Below are 18,485 nucleotides of genomic sequence, written 5' to 3' on the forward strand. Positions count from 1 at the left end.
CATCAATAAAGATTGGACGCTAACGATTTCCGACTTTAACCTTGCCGGCTTGTTAGCGGTTCAAGGGGTCGGGGTCGATGTCTTCTGTATTGAATGTATTGCTGCCGATCTTCGCCCTGATCCTCATCGGTTTTGTATGCCGACGCACCCATCGTCTGGGCCCGAACGCGGCCTCGGAAATCAACCGCATGGTGGTGTGGCTGTGTCTGCCCGCGCTGTTATTCACGGCGACTGCCACCGCAACCTGGGAGAAAATCTGGCACCCAGGCTTTGTGCTCGCGTTTACAGGCAGCACGCTTGCGATGTTCGTGCTGACCCTGTTACTTCGCTGGAAAAAGAGTGGCCACTTCGCCGATGCCAGTATTGATGCACTCAGCGCGTCCTATGCCAATACCGGCTATATCGGCATACCGCTGTGCATCATGGTGCTGGGGCCAGAGGGTCTTGAACCGGCTCTGATTGCGTCCTTGCTGGTGGTCTGTGTGTTGTTCGGGCTGGCGCTGGTGTGCATCGAGATCGGTTTACAGAGCGAGCGTCGGGTGCATCGCATCGTGCTCAAGGTGCTACTCGCGCTGGCGAAAAACCCCTTGGTGGTCTCGCCGATTCTGGGCGCCTGCTGGGCCTATACCGGCGTGCCGCTGCCCGGGGCACTTGAAAAATTCTTGAGCCTGCTCGGCGCAGCAACCACACCGTGTGCACTGATCTCACTCGGGCTGTTCCTCGCCCAGAAACAGCAAGGCCCACGGCAAGGCGCAACGATGCTGGTACTGATAAAGCTGATCGCGCATCCACTGCTGACCTGGTTTCTGGTGTTCCGCGTATTCCACCTGCCGCCGTTGTGGGCCAATTCGGCGCTATTACTCAGCGCGCTTCCCACAGGTACCGGGCCGTTCATGCTGGCCGAATACTACCGGCGCGAGGCATCAGTGGTTTCAAGCACGATTCTGATCTCGACCCTTGGCTCGCTGGTGACCCTGTCGATCTGTCTGTACGTCATCAACGGATGACGCACAGCCGAACCCGGTACTCAGTCGAGTCGGCGGCCACGCTCTCTCAGGTACTCAAGCACCGCCGCATGATCGCCGGAAAACTCGATACGCGGCCCTTTGCTGTCTCTCTGATAGGCATACATGGGGTCGTAATACTCACTCAGCATCCCGATGATCCAGTCCCGGTGCAGATTGACCGCACCGGACTTTTCCTGCTCGATCAGTGCACTGTCCATGATCAAGGCCAGGCGCTGGTAGCGCTCTCCGCCCAGACGTTTGACGATGCCTGACAAGCTCTGGCGCAGGTGCGCAGCAAAGACGCCAAAGCCCTGCTCGATGCCATGAACACCTATGAACTCGGCGCACAAATCGATCACATAATCTTTAAGAATTCGCTCGACCCGATCCTCGAAGCGCTCCTCAAGCCAGACCAGCGGGTACTTCTGCATGCCCTGGAACAATGTCAGCGGGATCGCGCGGCTACCGACAACACGCCCCTCGTCCTCGAGAACGAACTGACTGATACCTCCAGCACGCTTTTTGAGAATGTCGATCGCCAAGGCATTCTCGAAACTGATCTGCACCGGTTGCGGCGTCGCATGCTTGCCGAAACTGGAGCCGCGGTGATTCGCGAGCCCCTCTAAATCTAGGGCATTGGCCAACTGCGTCAATACTTCGGTCTTGCCGGAGCCTGTCAGCCCGGCCACCAGCACAAAATCGCACTCGGCCACCGCGCTATCAGTAACGTCGATCAGGTACGTTCGCAGAGCCTTGTAACCACCGATAACCCGTGGATACTCGATCCCGGCCTCGCTCTTGAGCCATTGCTGGGTCAGTTGCGAGCGTAATCCTCCCCGAAAGCAATACAGGTAGCCCTGAGGTTGGGAATGGGCAAAGTCCAACCAGGCCTCGATGCGCGCTTGTTTGGTCTGGCCGGACACCAGTTGATGGCCCAGTTCAATGGCCGCCTGCTGCCCTTGCTGCTTATAGCAGGTGCCCACTTTCTCCCGTTCCAGATCGTTCATCAGTGGCCGATTGCACGCCAGGGGAAAAGCACCTTTGTCGAATTCGACCGGCGCACGAACGTCCATCAAGGGGCGGTCGTTGAGAAAAATGTCGCGGTAGTCGGTGCTGTTTTGACGCATCAGAACACCTCAACCGCGTGACGCTGTCGGCCCACGAATTCGCCAATTACAGACAACTCCAGCCCCAGTTCAGAGGCCAGCGCAAGGAAGTTCGCTTGCTCACCCTCTTCGACGGCAACCAGAAGACCGCCACTGGTTTGCGGATCGCACAACAGCAACTTCTGCATTTGCGTCAACGCGGTGATGCGCTCGCCGTAACTGTCGAAATTACGGTGGGTCCCACCCGGGACGCAGCCCTGCTCAAGATAGAAGTCGACACTGGCCAATCGAGGTACGGCTGCAAAGTCGAGGCGCGCTGTCAGTTGGCTACCGTCCGCCATCTCCACCAGGTGGCCAAGCAAGCCAAAACCGGTGACATCGGTCATCGCCTTGACCCCCTCCAGCTTGCCGAAACGGCTGCCGGGCTTGTTCAATGCGCACATCATGTCGCGCGCCACCCCTTGATCCTCTGCGCGCAATACACCCTTTTTCTCGGCCGTGGTGAGAATACCGATGCCCAAAGGCTTGGTCAGATAGAGCTTGCAACCTTCGGTCGCGGTGTCATTGCGCTTCATGAATCGCTTCTCGACCAATCCCGTCACTGCCAGACCAAAAATAGGCTCCGGCGTATCAATCGAATGCCCACCCGCCAGCGGGATGCCGGCAGCATCACAGGCTGCACGCCCGCCGCGAATCACTTCACGGGCAACTTCCGGCGCCAGCACATTGACCGGCCAACCCAGAATTGCAATCGCCATCAACGGATCACCGCCCATGGCGTAGATATCGCTGATGGCATTGGTGGCGGCAATCCGTCCGAAATCGTATGGATCATCGACGATAGGCATGAAGAAATCGGTGGTCGACACCACACCGCGCTCCTCATCGATGGCGTACACCGCCGCGTCGTCGCGCGATGCATTGCCAACCCAGAGTTTTGGATCAAGGTTCTGCGCACCACTGCCAGCCAGAATCACCTCCAGCACCTGTGGAGAGATTTTGCAGCCGCAACCTGCACCGTGACTGTACTGGGTAAGGCGAATCGGCGAGCTCATCTGTGCACCTCTGAATATCAAGTGCACCGATTCTAACAGAGCGGCCAAGCGTGATAGGCGCTTTGGTTCGAAAGCCTGCTCAACGCACCGCGCCTCAGTGAGAGCAAAAAGTATGACAATTTGACAAATAACCGCTCTGGCACAAAAAAGCAGGCTAGAATCCGCGTACACCTTTTTATCAAGGCAGATTGTGCCTTCCCCCAACGAGCCCTGCCGCCTTGATGGAGGACTCCAAGCGCTCGCTCGAAGCGCGGGAGCAGATTAGCGGCCTGACTTCGCCCTGTGTAGGGAGCGGCAATTGCCGCCCTTGGCATATAAAGCCATCCCTGAATAGCAGCCACACCACTTCACTGCACGCGCATGTTTTATAGTTGATAAGCGTAGAGGCTAACTGCTATCACCCACACCTGAAATCAATAGGCCTCCGCACTATCATTACGCCCTTGATTTAGCATGAGCCATCGTTAGGGAGTAACCCATAACTCGTATGGCTTTACATCATTAAACATTAACTCTTCTGGACATATTTACCTTGCGAACTGCCCGTACTACCACTGCTGTCGAGCAAATATTTCCGGCTCAACAACGCCTGATTTCAGCGACTGATACCAGCGGAAAAATCACCTATTGCAACAGCGAGTTCGCCCAGATAAGCGGTTACTCTCAACAAGAGCTGATCGGCAGCCCTCACAACCTGGTGCGTCACCCCGACATGCCACCTGCTGTTTTTGCGCTGATGTGGCGTTATTTGAAAGCGGGAAAAAGCTGGATGGGTGTTGTAAAAAATCGCTGTAAGAACGGAGATTTTTATTGGGTCAGCGCGTACGTAACCCCCATTCTTGAAGAGGGCAAGTTAGTCGGCTACGAGTCCGTCAGGGTCAAGCCGACCCGACAGCAGATAGACCGAGCACATCGGCTGTACGAGCGTTTGCGTGCCGGTAAAAATGCCGTGTCCACAAAACATCACCTGGCTGCTTTTGCCGGGCAAATGCTTTTCCCCGCAATAGCGGCTGTTCTCGCCATTGGCGCTACTAACTACCTGCCCAATCCGGTCGCCCAGGCCGCGACCGCCGGGTTATTTTTAATCGTAGGTGTGTGGTCATATAAACGGATCGGGCGCCAACTAAAGCACATCATTGAAAGTGCACCTGACGCGTTTACAGACCCGGTGAGTGCGCTCACCTATAGCGACGCCTATGGCCCGTCGGCGCAGCTGGCGATGATACTGATCAGTGAAGACGCCCGGCTCAAGACTGCCCTCACGCGCCTGAGCGATCTCGCTTCCCAGGTGTCTGAGGCGGCGGCACACTCCTCACTGCTTTCCAGCCAGACTGAACAGGCTTTGCTTGAGCAAAGAGCCGAAACTGACATGACGGCCGCTGCCATGACTCAAATGGCCGCGTCGATCAACGAGGTGTCCGGTCATGTGCAACACACTGCACATGAAGCACAAACAGCACATGAACTGGCTCAACGGGCTGGCGAAGTGGCCGGGACGTCTAGAGAAGCCATTCAACTGCTGGCAAGCACTGTAACCAACATCAGCAACGCCGTGGATAACCTGGCCAACGAAACTCAGCAGATCATGAGTGCTGCAGGGATGATTCAATCCATTGCCGACCAAACCAACCTGCTTGCCCTCAACGCCGCCATTGAAGCAGCCAGAGCCGGTGAACAAGGTCGGGGCTTTGCAGTAGTGGCCGATGAGGTCCGCGCACTGGCCGGCAAAACTCGCGAATCAACCCAGCAAATTCAACACGTCATTGAAACCCTGAAAAAGGGTGCCGATGAGGCTGTCAGCATTGCCCGGATGGGCATCAACGAGGCCGATCACGGTGTCCTGCAAGTCATTGAGGCACAACAGGCACTTCAGGGAATCCGGGAAGCCGTTGAGCGCATCAGCAGCATGAGTCACCAGATGGCAGCGGCTTCAGAAGAGCAGGCCCATGTCGCTGAAGATATAGCCCGGCAAATCAATAATGTTGCAGGGACCGTTGAGACAACAGCAAACAATGCACATGCAGCGGTGATGCGTGGCAACGAACTGGAAAGTACATCTCGTGGTTTGCGCGCGCTGGTTGAACGGTTTAACCGGTGACCCGTTGCAGGAACACTGTGTTTGGGAGAGTTCCATAACATGACGTCACCCTGTGCAGACCTCACTGTCCGGCGATAGATACCGGTGCTCATCCACCTTCATGCGGGTGGATGAGCCCATACAGTGTATGCAGGGGGCTGTTATCAGACTTTCACGATCCAGCCTTCAGGCGCTTCGATATCGCCTGTTTGCACGCCCGTGAGTTCGTTATAGAGCCGCTGAGTCACGGGCCCTACTTCTTCTTCACTGTAGAACACGTGCAACTTACCTTGGTACTCAATGCCGCCAATCGGTGTAATCACCGCAGCCGTACCGCAGGCGCCGGCTTCCTTGAACTCATCAAGGCGGTCGATAAACACATCGCCCTCGATGACTTTCAGGCCCAGGCGAGTTTGCGCCAGCTCGATCAACGACAAGCGAGTAATACCAGGGAGTACCGAAGGTGACTTCGGTGTCACGAACTCATCATTGCGCGTAATAGCGAAGAAGTTGGCAGACCCCACTTCTTCAATTTTCGAATGGGTTAGGGGGTCCAAGTAAATGCAGTCGGCGAAGTTATGCTTCTTGGCTTCTGAATTGGGCATCAGGCTCGCGGCGTAGTTACCGCCCACTTTGGCGGCCCCGGTACCATTGGGTGCAGCCCGGTCATAGCTGGAAATCACGAAGTTGTTCGGTTTCAAGCCGCCTTTGAAGTAGGCGCCCACCGGCATGCAGAAGATCGAGAAAATGAACTCCGGTGCCGTACGCACGCCAATGTTATCGCCAACCCCGATGATGAAGGGGCGCAGGTATAGCGCTCCGCCTGTGCCATAGGGGGGGATGAAGCGCTCGTTGGCGCGCACGACTTGCTTGCAGGCTTCAATGAAGACATCAGAAGGAACAGGAGGCATCAGCAACCTGGCACAGCTGCGCTGCATGCGTAGCGCGTTCTGGTCGGGGCGGAACAGATTGATCGACCCGTCCTTGCAGCGATACGCCTTGAGCCCTTCGAAGCACTGCTGACCGTAGTGAAGGGCTGTCGAGCCTTCGCTGATGTGCAACACGTTGTCTTCTGTCAGGGTGCCTTCCTGCCAGGCACCGTTGCGCCAGTAAGACAAATAGCGCAGATCTGTCTTGATGTAATCGAATCCCAGCTTGTCCCACTTTATGCTTTCGTAACCCATGACACCCTCGATCATTTAACAACGCCTGAACACCCCAGGCTTCTGACATCGTGCTGATGCGAACAACAATACTTTATTCACGCATTTATCGCAGCCTGAACGAAAATACTCTTGTTTTTTTACCGCCTGTCGGGAGGCCGAATTCAAGCCTGACCGAACGCCAGCCGGTCGAACGTTGAGCGACGTCCACCGGGTGCCCGGTGGATATTTTTCGCCCGATCCTTGATCAGGGTCTATGCACCCTGGATTTATTGGGGCCAATATAGACCCTTACTGGGTTATCTGGGGAATTGCGCACGCGGCAAGAAATGCCCAGCGCAGCCTTTCAGAATGAGATTTCCCGGTGCCCTACTCGGCTGACAACGGAAATAAGGGGCTCGCATGACAAGCAATGCCTGCTTATCGAATACAGGCGTGGTTGCTTCGGTGCGTGGCAGCGTCGTTGATATACGCTTCGAAGCCCATCTGCCTCCGATCCATTCCCTGCTGCACACTGGGGCCGAAGGCAAAATCATCATCGAAGTGATGGAGCAACTGGATGCTCATCGTGTACGCGGCATCGCCCTGACGCCGACACAAGGTCTCGCTCGCGGCATGCGGGTCGAGGACAGCGGCGGGCCCTTGCTTGCCCCCGTAGGCAAGGAAATTCTGTCACGCATGTTCGACGTCTTTGGCAATGCCATCGACCGTCTGCCCGCGCCTCAGGTTGGCTGGCGCAGCGTCCATCGCGCGCCACCTTCACTGGCCAATCGCTCGACCAAAACCGAAGTATTCGCAACGGGGATCAAGGTCATTGATGTGTTGATGCCGCTGGAGCGTGGTGGCAAGGCCGGGCTGTTCGGTGGGGCTGGCGTCGGCAAGACTGTGCTGTTGACCGAGATGATTCACAACATGGTGGGGCAGACCGAAGGCGTCAGTATCTTTTGCGGCATCGGAGAGCGCTGCCGCGAAGGCGAGGAACTCTACCGCGACATGAAGGCAGCAGGCGTCCTGGAGAACATGGTGATGATCTTCGGACAGATGAACGAACCTCCGGGCGCGCGTTTTCGGGTCGGCCACGCGGCCTTGACCATGGCCGAGTATTTCCGCGACGACGAGCACCGTGACGTGTTGCTGCTGGTCGATAACATTTTTCGTTTTATCCAGGCGGGCATGGAGATTTCCGGGCTGATGGGCCAGATGCCCTCGCGCCTGGGGTATCAGCCGACCATGGGCACCGAACTGTCGCAACTGGAAGAGCGCATCGCCAACACCGATACCGGCGCCATCACCTCGATTCAGGCGGTCTATGTGCCGGCTGATGACTTTACCGATCCCGCCGCCGTGCATACCTTTTCCCACCTCTCCGCCTCCATCGTGCTGTCTCGCAAGCGGGCCAGTGAGGGTTTGTACCCGGCCATCGATCCGCTGCTGTCGAACTCGAAAATGGCCACGCCCGGGGTCATCGGCGAGCGGCACTATGCGCTGGCTCAAGAGATCCGCCGCACACTGGCGCAATACGCCGACCTGAGAGACATTATTGCCATGCTCGGTCTGGAACAGCTGTCGACCGAGGATCGCAAGGTGGTTGCCCGTGCCCGGCGGCTGGAACGCTTCCTCACTCAGCCGTTTTTTACCACCGAGCAATTTACCGGTCTTGCAGGCAAGTGGGTCAGCCTCGAGGACGCCCTGGACGGCTGCGAGCGCATTCTGCGCGATGAGTTCAAGGACGTCCCGGAAAGTGCCCTGTACATGATAGGGAGCATTGACGAAGCGCGGGGCAAAACCAGCCCCGAGCCTGCAACGGAGGCTAAAAATGCCGTCAACCCACATGAAACTTAAAATTCTGCTGCCCTTCAAGGTCTTCGCCGAGAAGGTCGACGTACTGCGTATTGTCGCCGAATCCCACAATGGCTCTTTCGGCCTGTTGCCCCAGCGGCTGGACTGTGTGGCAGCTCTTGCACCGGGCATTCTCATTTATGAAACTGCGACCGAGGGCGAAGTATGTGTGGCGGTCGATGAGGGGGTATTGGTCAAAACCGGGCGCGACGTCCTCATTTCCGTGCGTAACGCCATTGGCGGCACGGACCTGGGTGAACTGCACAAGGCCGTCGAGCAGGAGTTCCTCAATCTGGATGAGCAGGAGCGCAGTGTACGTTCGGTCCTGGCGAAGCTGGAGGGCGGTTTCATTACCCGTTTCGCGGCCATGCATCATGAGTGACCGCGAAGAAAAGAAGCCCGCCAAGGGCAAGGCGTTCAGCGAGCAGATCGGTGTTAAAGCAGCGCGCAAGCTCAAGGCGCAGCGCCAAGTTAATCAAACGGTCTGGTCCGGTCTTGGCATGATGGGCCTGATCGGCTGGTCGGTGACCCTCCCGACGCTGCTCGGCGCCGCGTTGGGTTTTTGGCTAGATAAGCACTATCCAGGCAGCCACTCGTGGACACTTGCGCTGCTGGCTCTGGGGCTAGGCCTCGGTTGCTTCAATGCATGGCATTGGGTTGCCAAAGAAGGTCGGGAAATTCGCGATCAGGAGTCTGATAAGGATGAGTGACATGTTGAGTCTGGTCCCGGCATTTGCGGTGGGCGTTGTGCTCGGTGCGTTCTTTTTCGGTGGCCTTTGGTGGACGGTTCGTCAGGCAGCGTCATCGCGTTGGGCAGCGCTCTGGTTTTTCGCCAGCCTGCTCCTGCGAACCGGCGTAGTGCTGGTCGGTTTCTATTTTGCCTGCGACGGTGACTGGCAGCGCTGGCTGGTCGCGTTGCTCGGGTTTACCGTGGCCCGCTTTTTTGTTACGCGACTGACTCGGCCAACCCTGCCTTTCGCGGAGGACAGCCATGCACCTTAGCCCGGACGACGTCATTTTCTGGCAATACGGCTTTTTCAAGATCAACGCCACTATCGCCTTTACATGGGCGCTGATGCTATTCCTCGCGCTGGGTTCAAAACTGGTGACCCGCCGGCTGTCCCGTGGATTGGAGCGCAGCGGCTGGCAGAATTTGCTGGAAATCATCGTCACCGGCATTACCACGCAGTTAGGTGAGGTTGGCCTCCTCCAGCCACGTAAATACCTTGGATTTGTCGGGACGCTGTTTCTGTTTGTGGCGAGTGCCACTTTATTTACGATCGTGCCTGGGTATGAGCCACCCACCGGATCGCTGTCGACGACAACTGCGTTGGCAATCTGCGTGTTTATCGCAGTGCCCCTGTTTGGCATCGCCGATTGCGGTCTGGGCGAGTACTTGCGCGCCTATACGAAGCCAACATTCATCATGCTGCCCTTCAACATCGTCAGCGAACTCTCGCGCACGTTGGCACTGGCTGCCCGTCTGTTTGGCAACATGATGAGCGGCACGATGATCCTCGCCATCCTGCTAACCATCACCCCCTTCCTCTTTCCCATTGCCCTCAGTGCGCTTGGGTTATTGACCGGCATGGTTCAGGCCTACATTTTCAGCATTCTGGCAGCGGTTTACATCGCGGCAGCGACACGATCACGCCCGCCCGCGCCAGACCCCGTATCCGACTCGACAACTTGAACTCAGGAAGGAATTACCATGGATAGCATGACGATTATTGCAGTGGTTTCCATCATCACTGCAGGGCTGACCATCGCCATCGGCAGTATTGGCCCCGCACTTGGCGAAGGACGCGCAGTGGCGACGGCGTTAACGTCGTTGGCGCAACAACCCGATGCTGCCGCGACCATTACCCGAACGCTGTTTGTTGGCCTGGCCATGGTCGAGTCGGTGGCGATCTACTGCTTCGTGGTGTCGATGATTCTTCTGTTCGCCAATCCGTTCTGGAATCACGCCATCGCCCAGGTCGCCGGAAAATAGATCATGCTCATCGACTGGTTCACTGTCGGCGCTCAAGCGCTCAACTTTCTCATCCTGATGTGGTTGTTGAAGCGCTTCCTTTATCACCCGATCCTTGCGGCTATCGATGCGCGAGAGCAGCGTATTGCGGCGCAATTGGCGGATGCCGAGGCGAAAGAAGCCGAGGCCAACAAGGAGCGCGATGAGTTTCTGCAAAAAAACGCGATGTTCGACAAGGAACGGGCTGCGCTGTTGCAACAGGCAACAGCCGCGGCGAATGTAGAGCGCCAGCGCCTTCTCGATGACGCACGTCAGGCCGCCACGGCCTTGAGTGCCAAACATCTGGAAAACCTGCAGAGCGAAGCTCGCCGCCTGCATGACGAACTGGGGCGGCGCACTCAGAAAGAAGTTTTTGCCATTGCTCGCAAGACCCTGAAAGACTTGGCCGGGACGACCCTGGAAGAGCGCATGGTCGACACCTTCGTCAACCGTCTGAGTACGTTGAGCGCTGAGGAAAAGCAAGGCTTGATGGTAGCGCTAAAGGCATCGGCAGAACCGGTCATCGTGCGTAGCGCTTTCGAGTTACCAGAGGCGCAACGCACTACCACGCAAGCAGCCATCAACACGCTCCTGGCAGTGAGCGCTGACGTTCACTTCGAGACCGCCCCGGACTTGGTGAGCGGTATCGAACTCAGCGCAGCCGGGCAAAAGGTAGCCTGGAGTATCGCGGAGTATCTGGCGGCCATGGAAAAGGGCATCAGCGAACTGCTGGAAACGACGGAGCAGGTCTACGCCCGGACGGAGGTGAAGGCCCCCCTCCTGAAAGAAGGGCAAGTCACATGAGCATCGAGCGCCTTCAGGATGTCTTTGCGACTGCCTTTACTGTCATGGGTGAAGCGCGGGAAGGCTTTGTCCATCAGTTGAAGACAACAGAAGTCGGTCGGGTCACCAGCATTGCGTCTGGCATCGCCAAGGTCTCCGGATTGCCCGGTGTCGGCTTCGAGGAACTGGTGAAGTTCCCAGGCGATATCCATGGCATCGCCTTCAATATCGACGAGAACGAAATCGGCGTCGTGCTGCTCGGTGACTACTCGCAACTGCACGCTGGCGATGAGGTCGAGCGCTGCGGGCATGTGGTGGACGTACCGGTCGGCGATGGCCTGATCGGTCGTATCGTCGACCCTACGGGTCAGCCACTGGACGGCCTTGGGCCCCTTTTGTCCAGCGCCCGGCTGCCGATTGAGCGGCCAGCAGCGCACATCATGGATCGGGCACCGGTTACCGCCCCCCTGCAAACCGGCATCAAGGTGATTGACGCACTGATCCCGGTCGGACGCGGTCAGCGCGAGCTGATCCTGGGTGATCGGCAAACCGGCAAAACCGCGATTGCCCTGGAGACCATCCTCAATCAGCACGATCAGAATGTTCTGTGCGTGTACTGCTCCATCGGCCAACGTGCCTCCGGCGTCGCCAAAGTGATCGCTACCCTGCGTGAACAAGGTGCGCTGGCGTATACCGTGGTAGTGGTCACCGAAGGCAACGATCCGCCAGGCCTCGCCTACATTGCGCCGTATGCTGCGACCAGCATTGCCGAGTACTTCATGGAGCAGGGACGCGACGTTCTGCTGGTCTACGACGACCTGACCCACCACGCTCGCGCCTACCGTGAACTCTCTCTGCTGCTGCGCAGGCCACCCGGTCGCGAGGCGTTCCCTGGCGATATTTTTTACATTCACTCGCGCTTACTGGAGCGTGCGACTCATTTGCGCCCCGAGCTCGGCGGTGGTTCCCTGACGGCTTTACCCATCATCGAAACCGAAGCACAGGACATTTCCGCCTACATCCCGACGAATCTGATCTCCATAACCGACGGGCAGATCTACCTCTCTCCAGCGCTCTTCGAACTCGGCGTGCTGCCGGCAGTCGATGTCGGCAAATCGGTTTCCCGCGTGGGCGGCAAGGCGCAACGGGGCGTCTATCGAGCCGTGGCCGGCGACCTCAAACTGGCCTATGCCCAGTTCGAGGAGCTTGAAACTTTTTCCCGTTTCGGCGCCCGGCTCGATGAAGACTCTCGCCAACTGATCGCGCATGGACTGCGGATCCGGGCCTGTCTCAAACAACAGGAATTCGCACCGTTGTCGGTGCCCGAGCAAATTGCGGTTCTGCTGGCGTTGACCGCGGGATGCTTCGATAAAGTGCCGCTTGAACAGATGGTCCAGGCCGAGCAGGCAGTGTGTGAGGCTACAGGGGCCATCCCGGTCGAGGTCAGATCACGTTTCAATGGAGATGAGAAACTGAGTGACGCCGACCGGGCTGCGATTATTCAGATCGCGCGCAATGCCTTGGCGCACTTGCAAGCCCCGGCAGACTCCGGGAGTGCGCCGTGAGCGACACCCCCGCCAACCTGCGTCGTAAAATCACCGGTGCCGCAGACCTCGAATCCGTTGTGCGCACAATGAAAGCAATGGCGGCATCGAACATCGGTCAGTATGAAAACGCGGTCAGCTCACTGAATGATTACTATCGCACTGTACAGTTGGGCCTGATGGCCTGTTTCCAGCGCCAGGCGACCGCCGACCAAGGGGGCGTACAGAAAAAGAAGGAAGGGATTGGGGTTATCGTCTTCGGTTCCGACCAGGGATTGGTCGGCCAATTCAACGATGTTCTGGTCGAGTTCGTCATCGATGCGCTAGGCAAACTGCCAGGAGATAAAAGAGTCTGGGCGGTCGGCGAACGTATTCAGTCACGCCTGACAGACAGCGATTTACACTTGGGCCAAAGCTTCGTTCTGCCCAGTTCCATCACTGCGATTACACCTCTGGTCGGGCAGATTTTGCTCGAAATGCAAACCCGCCGCGAACAGGGCGAGATCTCTCAGGTGTACCTGTTCCACAACCGTCCACAGTCAGGTGCGATTTATGCACCCGTAAGCCAGCGACTATTGCCGCTGGACGAAACGTGGCGGCGTAATCTGGCAGCCAATCACTGGCCGTCCAAAAATCGACCCGAAGTGATGAATGGCACAGACCAAACCCTCCCGGCGCTAATCCGCGAGTATCTTTTTGTCTCACTGTTTCGAGCCTGCGCCGAATCGCTGGCCAGCGAAAATGCCAGCCGTCTTGCGGCCATGCAGCGCGCCGAGAAAAACATCGGCGAGCTGTTGGAGGATCTCAACCGGGACTTCCATCGTCTGCGCCAAAGCGCTATTGACGAAGAGTTATTTGATGTCATTTCAGGCTTTGAAGCGCTGAGCAAGTCTTGAGAGCAGCCCGGATGACGTTTTCCCGTCGTGTGCATGCCGTTTTAGTCCTTGCCCTGCAAGCTTCTCTCTACGATTCTGTATGACCCTGTCAGGCCGGTTCGCGGCCACCCCAAAAACAACACTGGAGAGGCTCGCATGAAGACCGTTGCGCAACTGCTGAAGTTGAAAGCCAAGCAAAACCAGCAAGTTCACACCATCGCCCCTGACCAAAAGGTTCTGGAAGCGCTCAAGGTGATGGCCGATAAAAATGTCGGTGCTCTACCCGTGATGGAGAACGGCCAGGTGGTAGGCGTTATCAGCGAGCGCGACTATGCGCGCAAGGTCATCCTCCAGGGACGGTCCTCGGAAGGCACGTCCGTCAGCGAGATCATGAGTACGCCTGTATTGACCGTGGATTCGCATCAAAGCATCGACACCTGCATGGGCATCATGACCGATAGACACCTGCGCCACTTGCCGGTTGTCGAAGACGGAAAACTGCTGGGTTTGCTGTCCATTGGCGACCTGGTTAAAGAAGCCATTGCCGAGCAGGCTGACCTGATACAGCAACTGGAGCAGTACATTCGCGGTGATTAAGCTGACCTTATCGGAGATTTCAACATGATCGATAGGCAGGTCAGCGACCGTCTCGAGATGCTCTACCAACTGATGGTCAACAAGCCGTTTTTGGTCCTGACGGGCGCGGGCATCAGCACCCCGTCCGGTATTCCGGACTACCGTGACAGCGAGGGTGTCCGTCGAGGCAAAGCCCCCATGATGTACCAGGAGTTTCTCAGTACGCCGGCAGCGCGTCGGCGCTATTGGGCCCGTGCGATGCTGGGCTGGCCACGCATCCGGCAAGCTCGGCCAAACGCTGCCCATGAAGCGCTGGCAACGTTGCAAACGAAGCAGCTTATCGCCGGACTCATCACCCAAAACGTCGACACGCTGCATGATCAGGCGGGCAGTCACGAAGTGATTGAGCTGCATGGCAGCCTGCACCGGGTGGTGTGCCTGGATTGCGACCAGCGTGCTGATCGTCAGACGATCCAGCTCGTCATGGAAGCGGAAAACCCCTACCTGTCGGGGGTCGATGCCACCCAGGCACCCGACGGCGATACGCTGCTGGACCGGGCCTTCGAAGCGCGCTTCCAGATCCCCCGCTGCCCTTCCTGCAGCGGTGAGCGGTTAAAACCGGACGTGGTTTTTTTTGGCGAAAACGTCGCCCAGGCCACCGCAGCCAAGGCCACACAGCATGTCGAGCAGGCACAAGGATTGCTGGTGGTGGGCTCTTCGTTGATGGCCTACTCGGCCTTTCGCTTGTGCCGCGCGATGGCTGAACAGCACAAGCCGCTGATCGCTATCAACTTCGGCAAAACCCGCGCTGACGATTTTCTGGACCTGAAAATCGAAGCGTCCTGCGAACAGCTATTGCCCCTACTGGTTGAGCGCTTGAGGGATTGAGGCATCGCTGGCGGTCGAGGATTCGCCAGCGTGTATCGACAGTCAGGCTTAGCCCATCATTGAATAAGACGAGAAGTGAACATGAACCCCATTCCGATCGTGCGTGATGCCTGCGAAGACGACATGTCAGCGGTGCAGAGCATCTACGCGCAGCACGTCATCGGCGGTATCGCCAGCTTTGAACTGGAAGCCCCCAGCGTGGCTCAAATGATCGACCGGCGCGCCGATGTTCTAGCAAAAGGGTTGCCATATCTGGTCGCAGAACTGGCTGGAGAGGTGGTCGGTTATGGCTACGCAACACTTTACCGACCGCGTCCTGCCTACCGCTTTACAGTCGAGGATTCGGTCTATGTCCGCGACGGATTGGGAGGCCACGGCATTGGCCTGACATTGCTCGGCGAACTCATTGATCGCTGTATTCGAGGCGATTGGCGGCAGATGATCGCGATCATCGGCGATAGCCAAAACCATGCATCAATTCGTTTGCATGAGCGGCTCGGCTTCCATCGGGTAGGCGTCTTTGAGTCGGTCGGCTTCAAGCATGGTCGTTGGGTTGATACAGTGCTGATGCAGCGTTCGCTGGGCGACGGCTCACTGAGTCTGCCGCCGGTTTAAAACGATTGCCTTGGGCAAATAAGGGATGAGTATCGACCGCTTCAATCTGAGCTAAAGTTCCAGCAGCATCCCCGCCTGGTCAACTGCCCAAGGAAGCCTCAACGCGATTGATCTGCTTAGTACCTCCCCTGCTGGCGGCGTTGGTGCCTGACGGCATACCTCAACGAATCCCGAGTCGCCTGGCCAAGCGACTCAGGTTGGCACGATCCAGACCGAGTTCACGGGCGACATCGACCCATTTTCCCTCATGCCGGATCAACGCATCACTGATCAGTACTTTCTGATAAGCATCAACCGAGGCTTTCAAACCCTCGCCATCCTTGACCTTGGGCGCGTCACCGATCATGACCGGTTCAACCATCGGAACTTGCTCGTCCAGGCCCAGCGCATAGGCATCGATGGTGAGAATACGCGGACGTTCGGCGTGACTGGATAAGGCCTTTAGCGTAGCGCGGCTGATCAAATGCTCAAGCTCGCGGACGTTGCCCGGCCAGGAATAGCTCACCAACAGTTTTTGAGCATCCTGGTTCATGCGCAAGCTGCGCAACCCCATGCGCGCGCGGTTTTCTTCAAGAAAAAAACCCGCCAACAGAAGCACATCCCGCCCTCGTTCACGCAACGGCGGCACCCGTAGCGGGTAGACACTCAGCCGATGATAGAGGTCGGCACGAAAACGACCGGCGCGCACCTCTTCGGCGAGATCGCGGTTGGTGGCGGCAATGATTCGCACGTCGACATGATGCTCCTGATCGGAACCGACGCGCTGCAACTGGCCACTCTGCAACACCCTGAGCAACTTTGCTTGAACCGGAAGCGGCAACTCGCCAACCTCGTCGAGGAATATCGTGCCACCGTCGGCCAGTTCGAACTTACCGCCGCGCCCACTGACAGCGCCAGAAAAAGCGCCTTTGACATGCCCGAACAACTCACTCTCGACCAGCAGCTCAGGCAACGCCGCGCAATTGAGGCTGATCAGGGGTTTTTGCGCCCGTGGCGAATGCAGGTGAATGGCTTCCGCCACCAGCTCTTTACCCACACCGGTTTCCCCAGTGATCAATACCGACAACGCGCTGTTGCCCACCAGTTGAATCTCTTGCAGCATGCCTTTGTGAACAGGGCTCTGACCAATCAGCTCACGCGGCCGACGTCCGCCTGCCGCACGCTTGTAGACCTCAGCCAACTGGCGCTGATCCTCAAAGCTGCGCGCCAGCTGATTGATCCGCTCACTGGCCATCACTGTCGCCGCAGCCAGGCTGGCGAAGGCTTCGAGATTGTCCAGATCGACCTTGCCAAAGCTCGACGGGTCCAGCGCATCCAGGGTAATCAGGCCCCAGGGTTTGTCCTGGAGGTACAGCGGACAGCCAAGGCAATCGTGGACTTCCAGATGCCCCTGATGACCCTCGACCAAACCGTCGTAAGGGTCAGGCAAGCCGCAATCCGTGGAAAACCGGGTCGGGCCACGGCTTTCAAGAAGAAGCTTGAGCCGAGGATGCTCCTCAACCTTGAATCGTCGGCCCAACGTGTCCGGACTCAACCCTTCTACCGACAACGGAATCAGCACATCGCCCTCAAGCTTGAGGAGCGCCACCGCATCGCACGGCAGTATCTGACGCAGGGCGCGCAGCAGGCGTCGATAGCGCTCATCATCCGGCAATTCGCGGGAAAGATCGGCGACCAGCGGCACCAGTGCCAACAGTAAAGGGTTAGTCATTACGACTCCATTGTGGTCATTACGACTTATCGTCACGCTATCAAAATGACTCGAATAAATTTTAAACTACTGTTTTAAAAAGACTTTAAATTTTAATACCAGCATGACTCTGCGCCAGCCGCACAACCTACCACGTTAGGTTACCTGGATGAACCGCCTGACGGTGCTCACTCAGTCGACATACTCCACATACCGCGCCATCAGATTAGGGCGGCGGAAGGTATCGATCTGATCGATCTGGCCGCGCATGTGGTAGAGAGCCCCTTCAAACGTTTCGTCGTCCATGTCGATCCACAACCGTGGATTACGGCCGACTTCGCGGTCGTATTGGGCCGTCACAGGGTCGAGGTGGCGGAATTCTTCGTAACGCGGCAAGTCGGGCAGCGGGCGGCTCGTGTCCATGTAGTTCTGCAGGAAATCCCACAGGGCACAGCACAACTCGCCAGCGCCCGCCGGAACCAGCGCGCCGAAGTTGATGACGATGTCGCGATAGCGGTGGGCTATGTACAGCACATTCATCGGCAGACCCTGGCGGTCCGGGGTCGTGGCGATATAGGCGTCGAACTCATAGAATGGCGCGGTCAGTTCACCGATGGTGCCGTTCTTTTTGTATTCGCCGTGGTTGTCGTAATCAAACAGGGTGACAAGGCCCGTGCGACGGTTGATTTCCCAGATCGGGCCTCGGGAGGGTTTGACCCAGAGGTGGGGGAAGTAGCGGATGACTAGTGAGGCAAGTGCCCAACAACAGGCGGGAAGCAAAACAAAAAAACATACGAAAGGAAGGAACTCTATTGAGGTGTGCTCCCAGCTTTTTCCCGTATCAATAGTGATTATGCCAACGTAAGCAAATAGGATTAGAGGGATCATAAACCAAGTAAAAAACTTCCCTCCTCCATATATGTATATCCAGAAGTGCGAACGTCTAGACCATAAAGCAAACCTGAAACGTTCATGATCCTCCCTGTCATGAAAATCAACATGTTCATAAGGCGCCGGAACATAAGTACCCAATGCCAACTTTTCCTCTCGCTCTTTTACCCTGTTCTCCTGGCGACGTAGGCTGCTGGGTTTACGTTCAACCAGAAAGTCATCAGGTGCAACTTCCCGTGTCATCCCCCATGGCAGACGCACCTTGGCAACGCGTCGGATCCACGAACGCTCTGCCGAAGGCGGTTGTTTGGGGATCTGATCAGAGCGATAGGCTGTAGGCGCGTAGTAAGACGAGCTCATGGTAG

Annotated in this window: 19 protein-coding genes and 1 pseudogene; 15 read left to right on the forward strand and 5 right to left on the reverse strand. The window is 57.3% G+C overall.

Going from position 1 to position 18,485, the window contains the following annotated elements; genetic code table 11:
* Positions 1-77 precede the first annotated feature (77 nt).
* Positions 78-1,007 (forward strand): AEC family transporter, encoded by a 930-nt coding sequence (locus tag RHM55_RS04180; protein ID WP_322179648.1) that lies wholly within the window; start codon positions 78-80, stop codon positions 1,005-1,007.
* A 20-nt stretch (positions 1,008-1,027) separates the two neighbouring features.
* Here RHM55_RS04180 and mnmH read toward each other — a convergent pair whose 3' ends face one another.
* On the reverse strand, positions 1,028-2,134 hold the full coding sequence (gene mnmH / locus RHM55_RS04185; protein WP_322179649.1) for a tRNA 2-selenouridine(34) synthase MnmH: 1,107 nt from the start codon (positions 2,132-2,134) through the stop codon (positions 1,028-1,030).
* The gene (gene selD, locus RHM55_RS04190; RefSeq protein WP_322179650.1) at positions 2,134-3,168 is read right to left on the reverse strand and encodes a selenide, water dikinase SelD; all 1,035 of its coding nucleotides are present in this window, start codon (positions 3,166-3,168) and stop codon (positions 2,134-2,136) included. Before selD ends, mnmH begins: the two co-directional genes overlap by 1 nt.
* A 532-nt stretch (positions 3,169-3,700) precedes the next feature.
* Between selD and RHM55_RS25825 the strand changes: the two are divergent.
* Both RHM55_RS25825 and RHM55_RS04195 read left to right on the forward strand, forming a co-directional pair.
* Positions 3,701-3,982: pseudogene (locus tag RHM55_RS25825) on the forward strand (PAS domain-containing protein); the annotation flags it as partial.
* A gap of 174 nt (positions 3,983-4,156) precedes the next feature.
* Positions 4,157-5,266 carry a methyl-accepting chemotaxis protein gene (locus RHM55_RS04195; RefSeq protein WP_407074631.1) on the forward strand — a complete coding sequence of 370 codons (1,110 nt, stop codon included), beginning with the start codon at positions 4,157-4,159 and terminating at the stop codon, positions 5,264-5,266.
* A 143-nt stretch (positions 5,267-5,409) separates the two neighbouring features.
* On the opposite strand, the gene RHM55_RS04200 is transcribed toward RHM55_RS04195, so the two are convergent.
* Positions 5,410-6,429, reverse strand: coding sequence for a branched-chain amino acid aminotransferase (locus RHM55_RS04200; RefSeq protein ID WP_322182730.1), 1,020 nt, complete (start codon positions 6,427-6,429; stop codon positions 5,410-5,412).
* Positions 6,430-6,810: 381 nt separating this feature from the next.
* Between RHM55_RS04200 and atpD the strand changes: the two genes are divergently transcribed.
* The 12 genes from atpD to RHM55_RS04260 all read left to right on the forward strand — a co-directional run bounded on the left by atpD (position 6,811) and on the right by RHM55_RS04260 (position 15,539).
* Positions 6,811-8,250 carry a F0F1 ATP synthase subunit beta gene (atpD, locus tag RHM55_RS04205; RefSeq protein WP_322179652.1) on the forward strand — a complete coding sequence of 480 codons (1,440 nt, stop codon included), beginning with the start codon at positions 6,811-6,813 and terminating at the stop codon, positions 8,248-8,250.
* Entirely contained in the window at positions 8,240-8,629 is a 390-nt protein-coding gene (locus RHM55_RS04210) for a F0F1 ATP synthase subunit epsilon (protein WP_322179653.1), read from the forward strand. Before atpD ends, RHM55_RS04210 begins: the two co-directional genes overlap by 11 nt.
* Positions 8,622-8,957 carry an AtpZ/AtpI family protein gene (locus RHM55_RS04215; protein ID WP_322179654.1) on the forward strand — a complete coding sequence of 112 codons (336 nt, stop codon included), beginning with the start codon at positions 8,622-8,624 and terminating at the stop codon, positions 8,955-8,957. The genes RHM55_RS04210 and RHM55_RS04215 overlap by 8 nt, the downstream gene beginning before the upstream one ends.
* Positions 8,950-9,249, forward strand: a complete 300-nt coding sequence (locus RHM55_RS04220) for an ATP synthase subunit I (protein WP_322179655.1) — start codon at positions 8,950-8,952, stop codon at positions 9,247-9,249. Before RHM55_RS04215 ends, RHM55_RS04220 begins: the two co-directional genes overlap by 8 nt.
* On the forward strand, positions 9,239-9,940 hold the full coding sequence (locus RHM55_RS04225; RefSeq protein WP_322179656.1) for a F0F1 ATP synthase subunit A: 702 nt from the start codon (positions 9,239-9,241) through the stop codon (positions 9,938-9,940). The genes RHM55_RS04220 and RHM55_RS04225 overlap by 11 nt, the downstream gene beginning before the upstream one ends.
* Positions 9,941-9,958: 18 nt before the next feature.
* Positions 9,959-10,240, forward strand: a complete 282-nt coding sequence (locus RHM55_RS04230; RefSeq protein ID WP_219060682.1) for a F0F1 ATP synthase subunit C — start codon at positions 9,959-9,961, stop codon at positions 10,238-10,240.
* 3 nt (positions 10,241-10,243) lie between these two features.
* Positions 10,244-11,062, forward strand: a complete 819-nt coding sequence (locus RHM55_RS04235; RefSeq protein ID WP_322179657.1) for a F0F1 ATP synthase subunit B — start codon at positions 10,244-10,246, stop codon at positions 11,060-11,062.
* Entirely contained in the window at positions 11,059-12,606 is a 1,548-nt protein-coding gene (locus tag RHM55_RS04240; RefSeq protein WP_322179658.1) for an alternate F1F0 ATPase, F1 subunit alpha, read from the forward strand. The genes RHM55_RS04235 and RHM55_RS04240 overlap by 4 nt, the downstream gene beginning before the upstream one ends.
* Positions 12,603-13,481, forward strand: a complete 879-nt coding sequence (locus RHM55_RS04245; protein WP_322179659.1) for a F0F1 ATP synthase subunit gamma — start codon at positions 12,603-12,605, stop codon at positions 13,479-13,481. The genes RHM55_RS04240 and RHM55_RS04245 overlap by 4 nt, the downstream gene beginning before the upstream one ends.
* A 135-nt stretch (positions 13,482-13,616) precedes the next feature.
* Positions 13,617-14,057 (forward strand): CBS domain-containing protein, encoded by a 441-nt coding sequence (locus RHM55_RS04250; protein WP_322179660.1) that lies wholly within the window; start codon positions 13,617-13,619, stop codon positions 14,055-14,057.
* Positions 14,058-14,081: 24 nt separating this feature from the next.
* Positions 14,082-14,924 (forward strand): NAD-dependent protein deacetylase, encoded by an 843-nt coding sequence (locus RHM55_RS04255; RefSeq protein WP_322179661.1) that lies wholly within the window; start codon positions 14,082-14,084, stop codon positions 14,922-14,924.
* Between the two features lie 81 nt (positions 14,925-15,005).
* Complete coding sequence (locus tag RHM55_RS04260; RefSeq protein WP_322179662.1) at positions 15,006-15,539, forward strand: N-acetyltransferase family protein; 534 nt, start codon at positions 15,006-15,008, stop codon at positions 15,537-15,539.
* A 160-nt stretch (positions 15,540-15,699) separates the two neighbouring features.
* Here RHM55_RS04260 and norR read toward each other — a convergent pair whose 3' ends face one another.
* Both norR and RHM55_RS04270 read right to left on the reverse strand, forming a co-directional pair.
* A complete protein-coding gene (gene norR, locus RHM55_RS04265) occupies positions 15,700-17,250 on the reverse strand; it encodes a nitric oxide reductase transcriptional regulator NorR (protein ID WP_322179663.1) in 1,551 nt (516 codons plus the stop codon).
* A 171-nt stretch (positions 17,251-17,421) separates the two neighbouring features.
* The gene (locus tag RHM55_RS04270) at positions 17,422-18,480 is read right to left on the reverse strand and encodes a hypothetical protein (protein WP_322179664.1); all 1,059 of its coding nucleotides are present in this window, start codon (positions 18,478-18,480) and stop codon (positions 17,422-17,424) included.
* Positions 18,481-18,485 lie beyond the last annotated feature (5 nt).

Origin of the sequence: Pseudomonas sp. MH9.2 (assembly GCF_034353875.1) — a bacterium.
Classification (GTDB): domain Bacteria; phylum Pseudomonadota; class Gammaproteobacteria; order Pseudomonadales; family Pseudomonadaceae; genus Aquipseudomonas.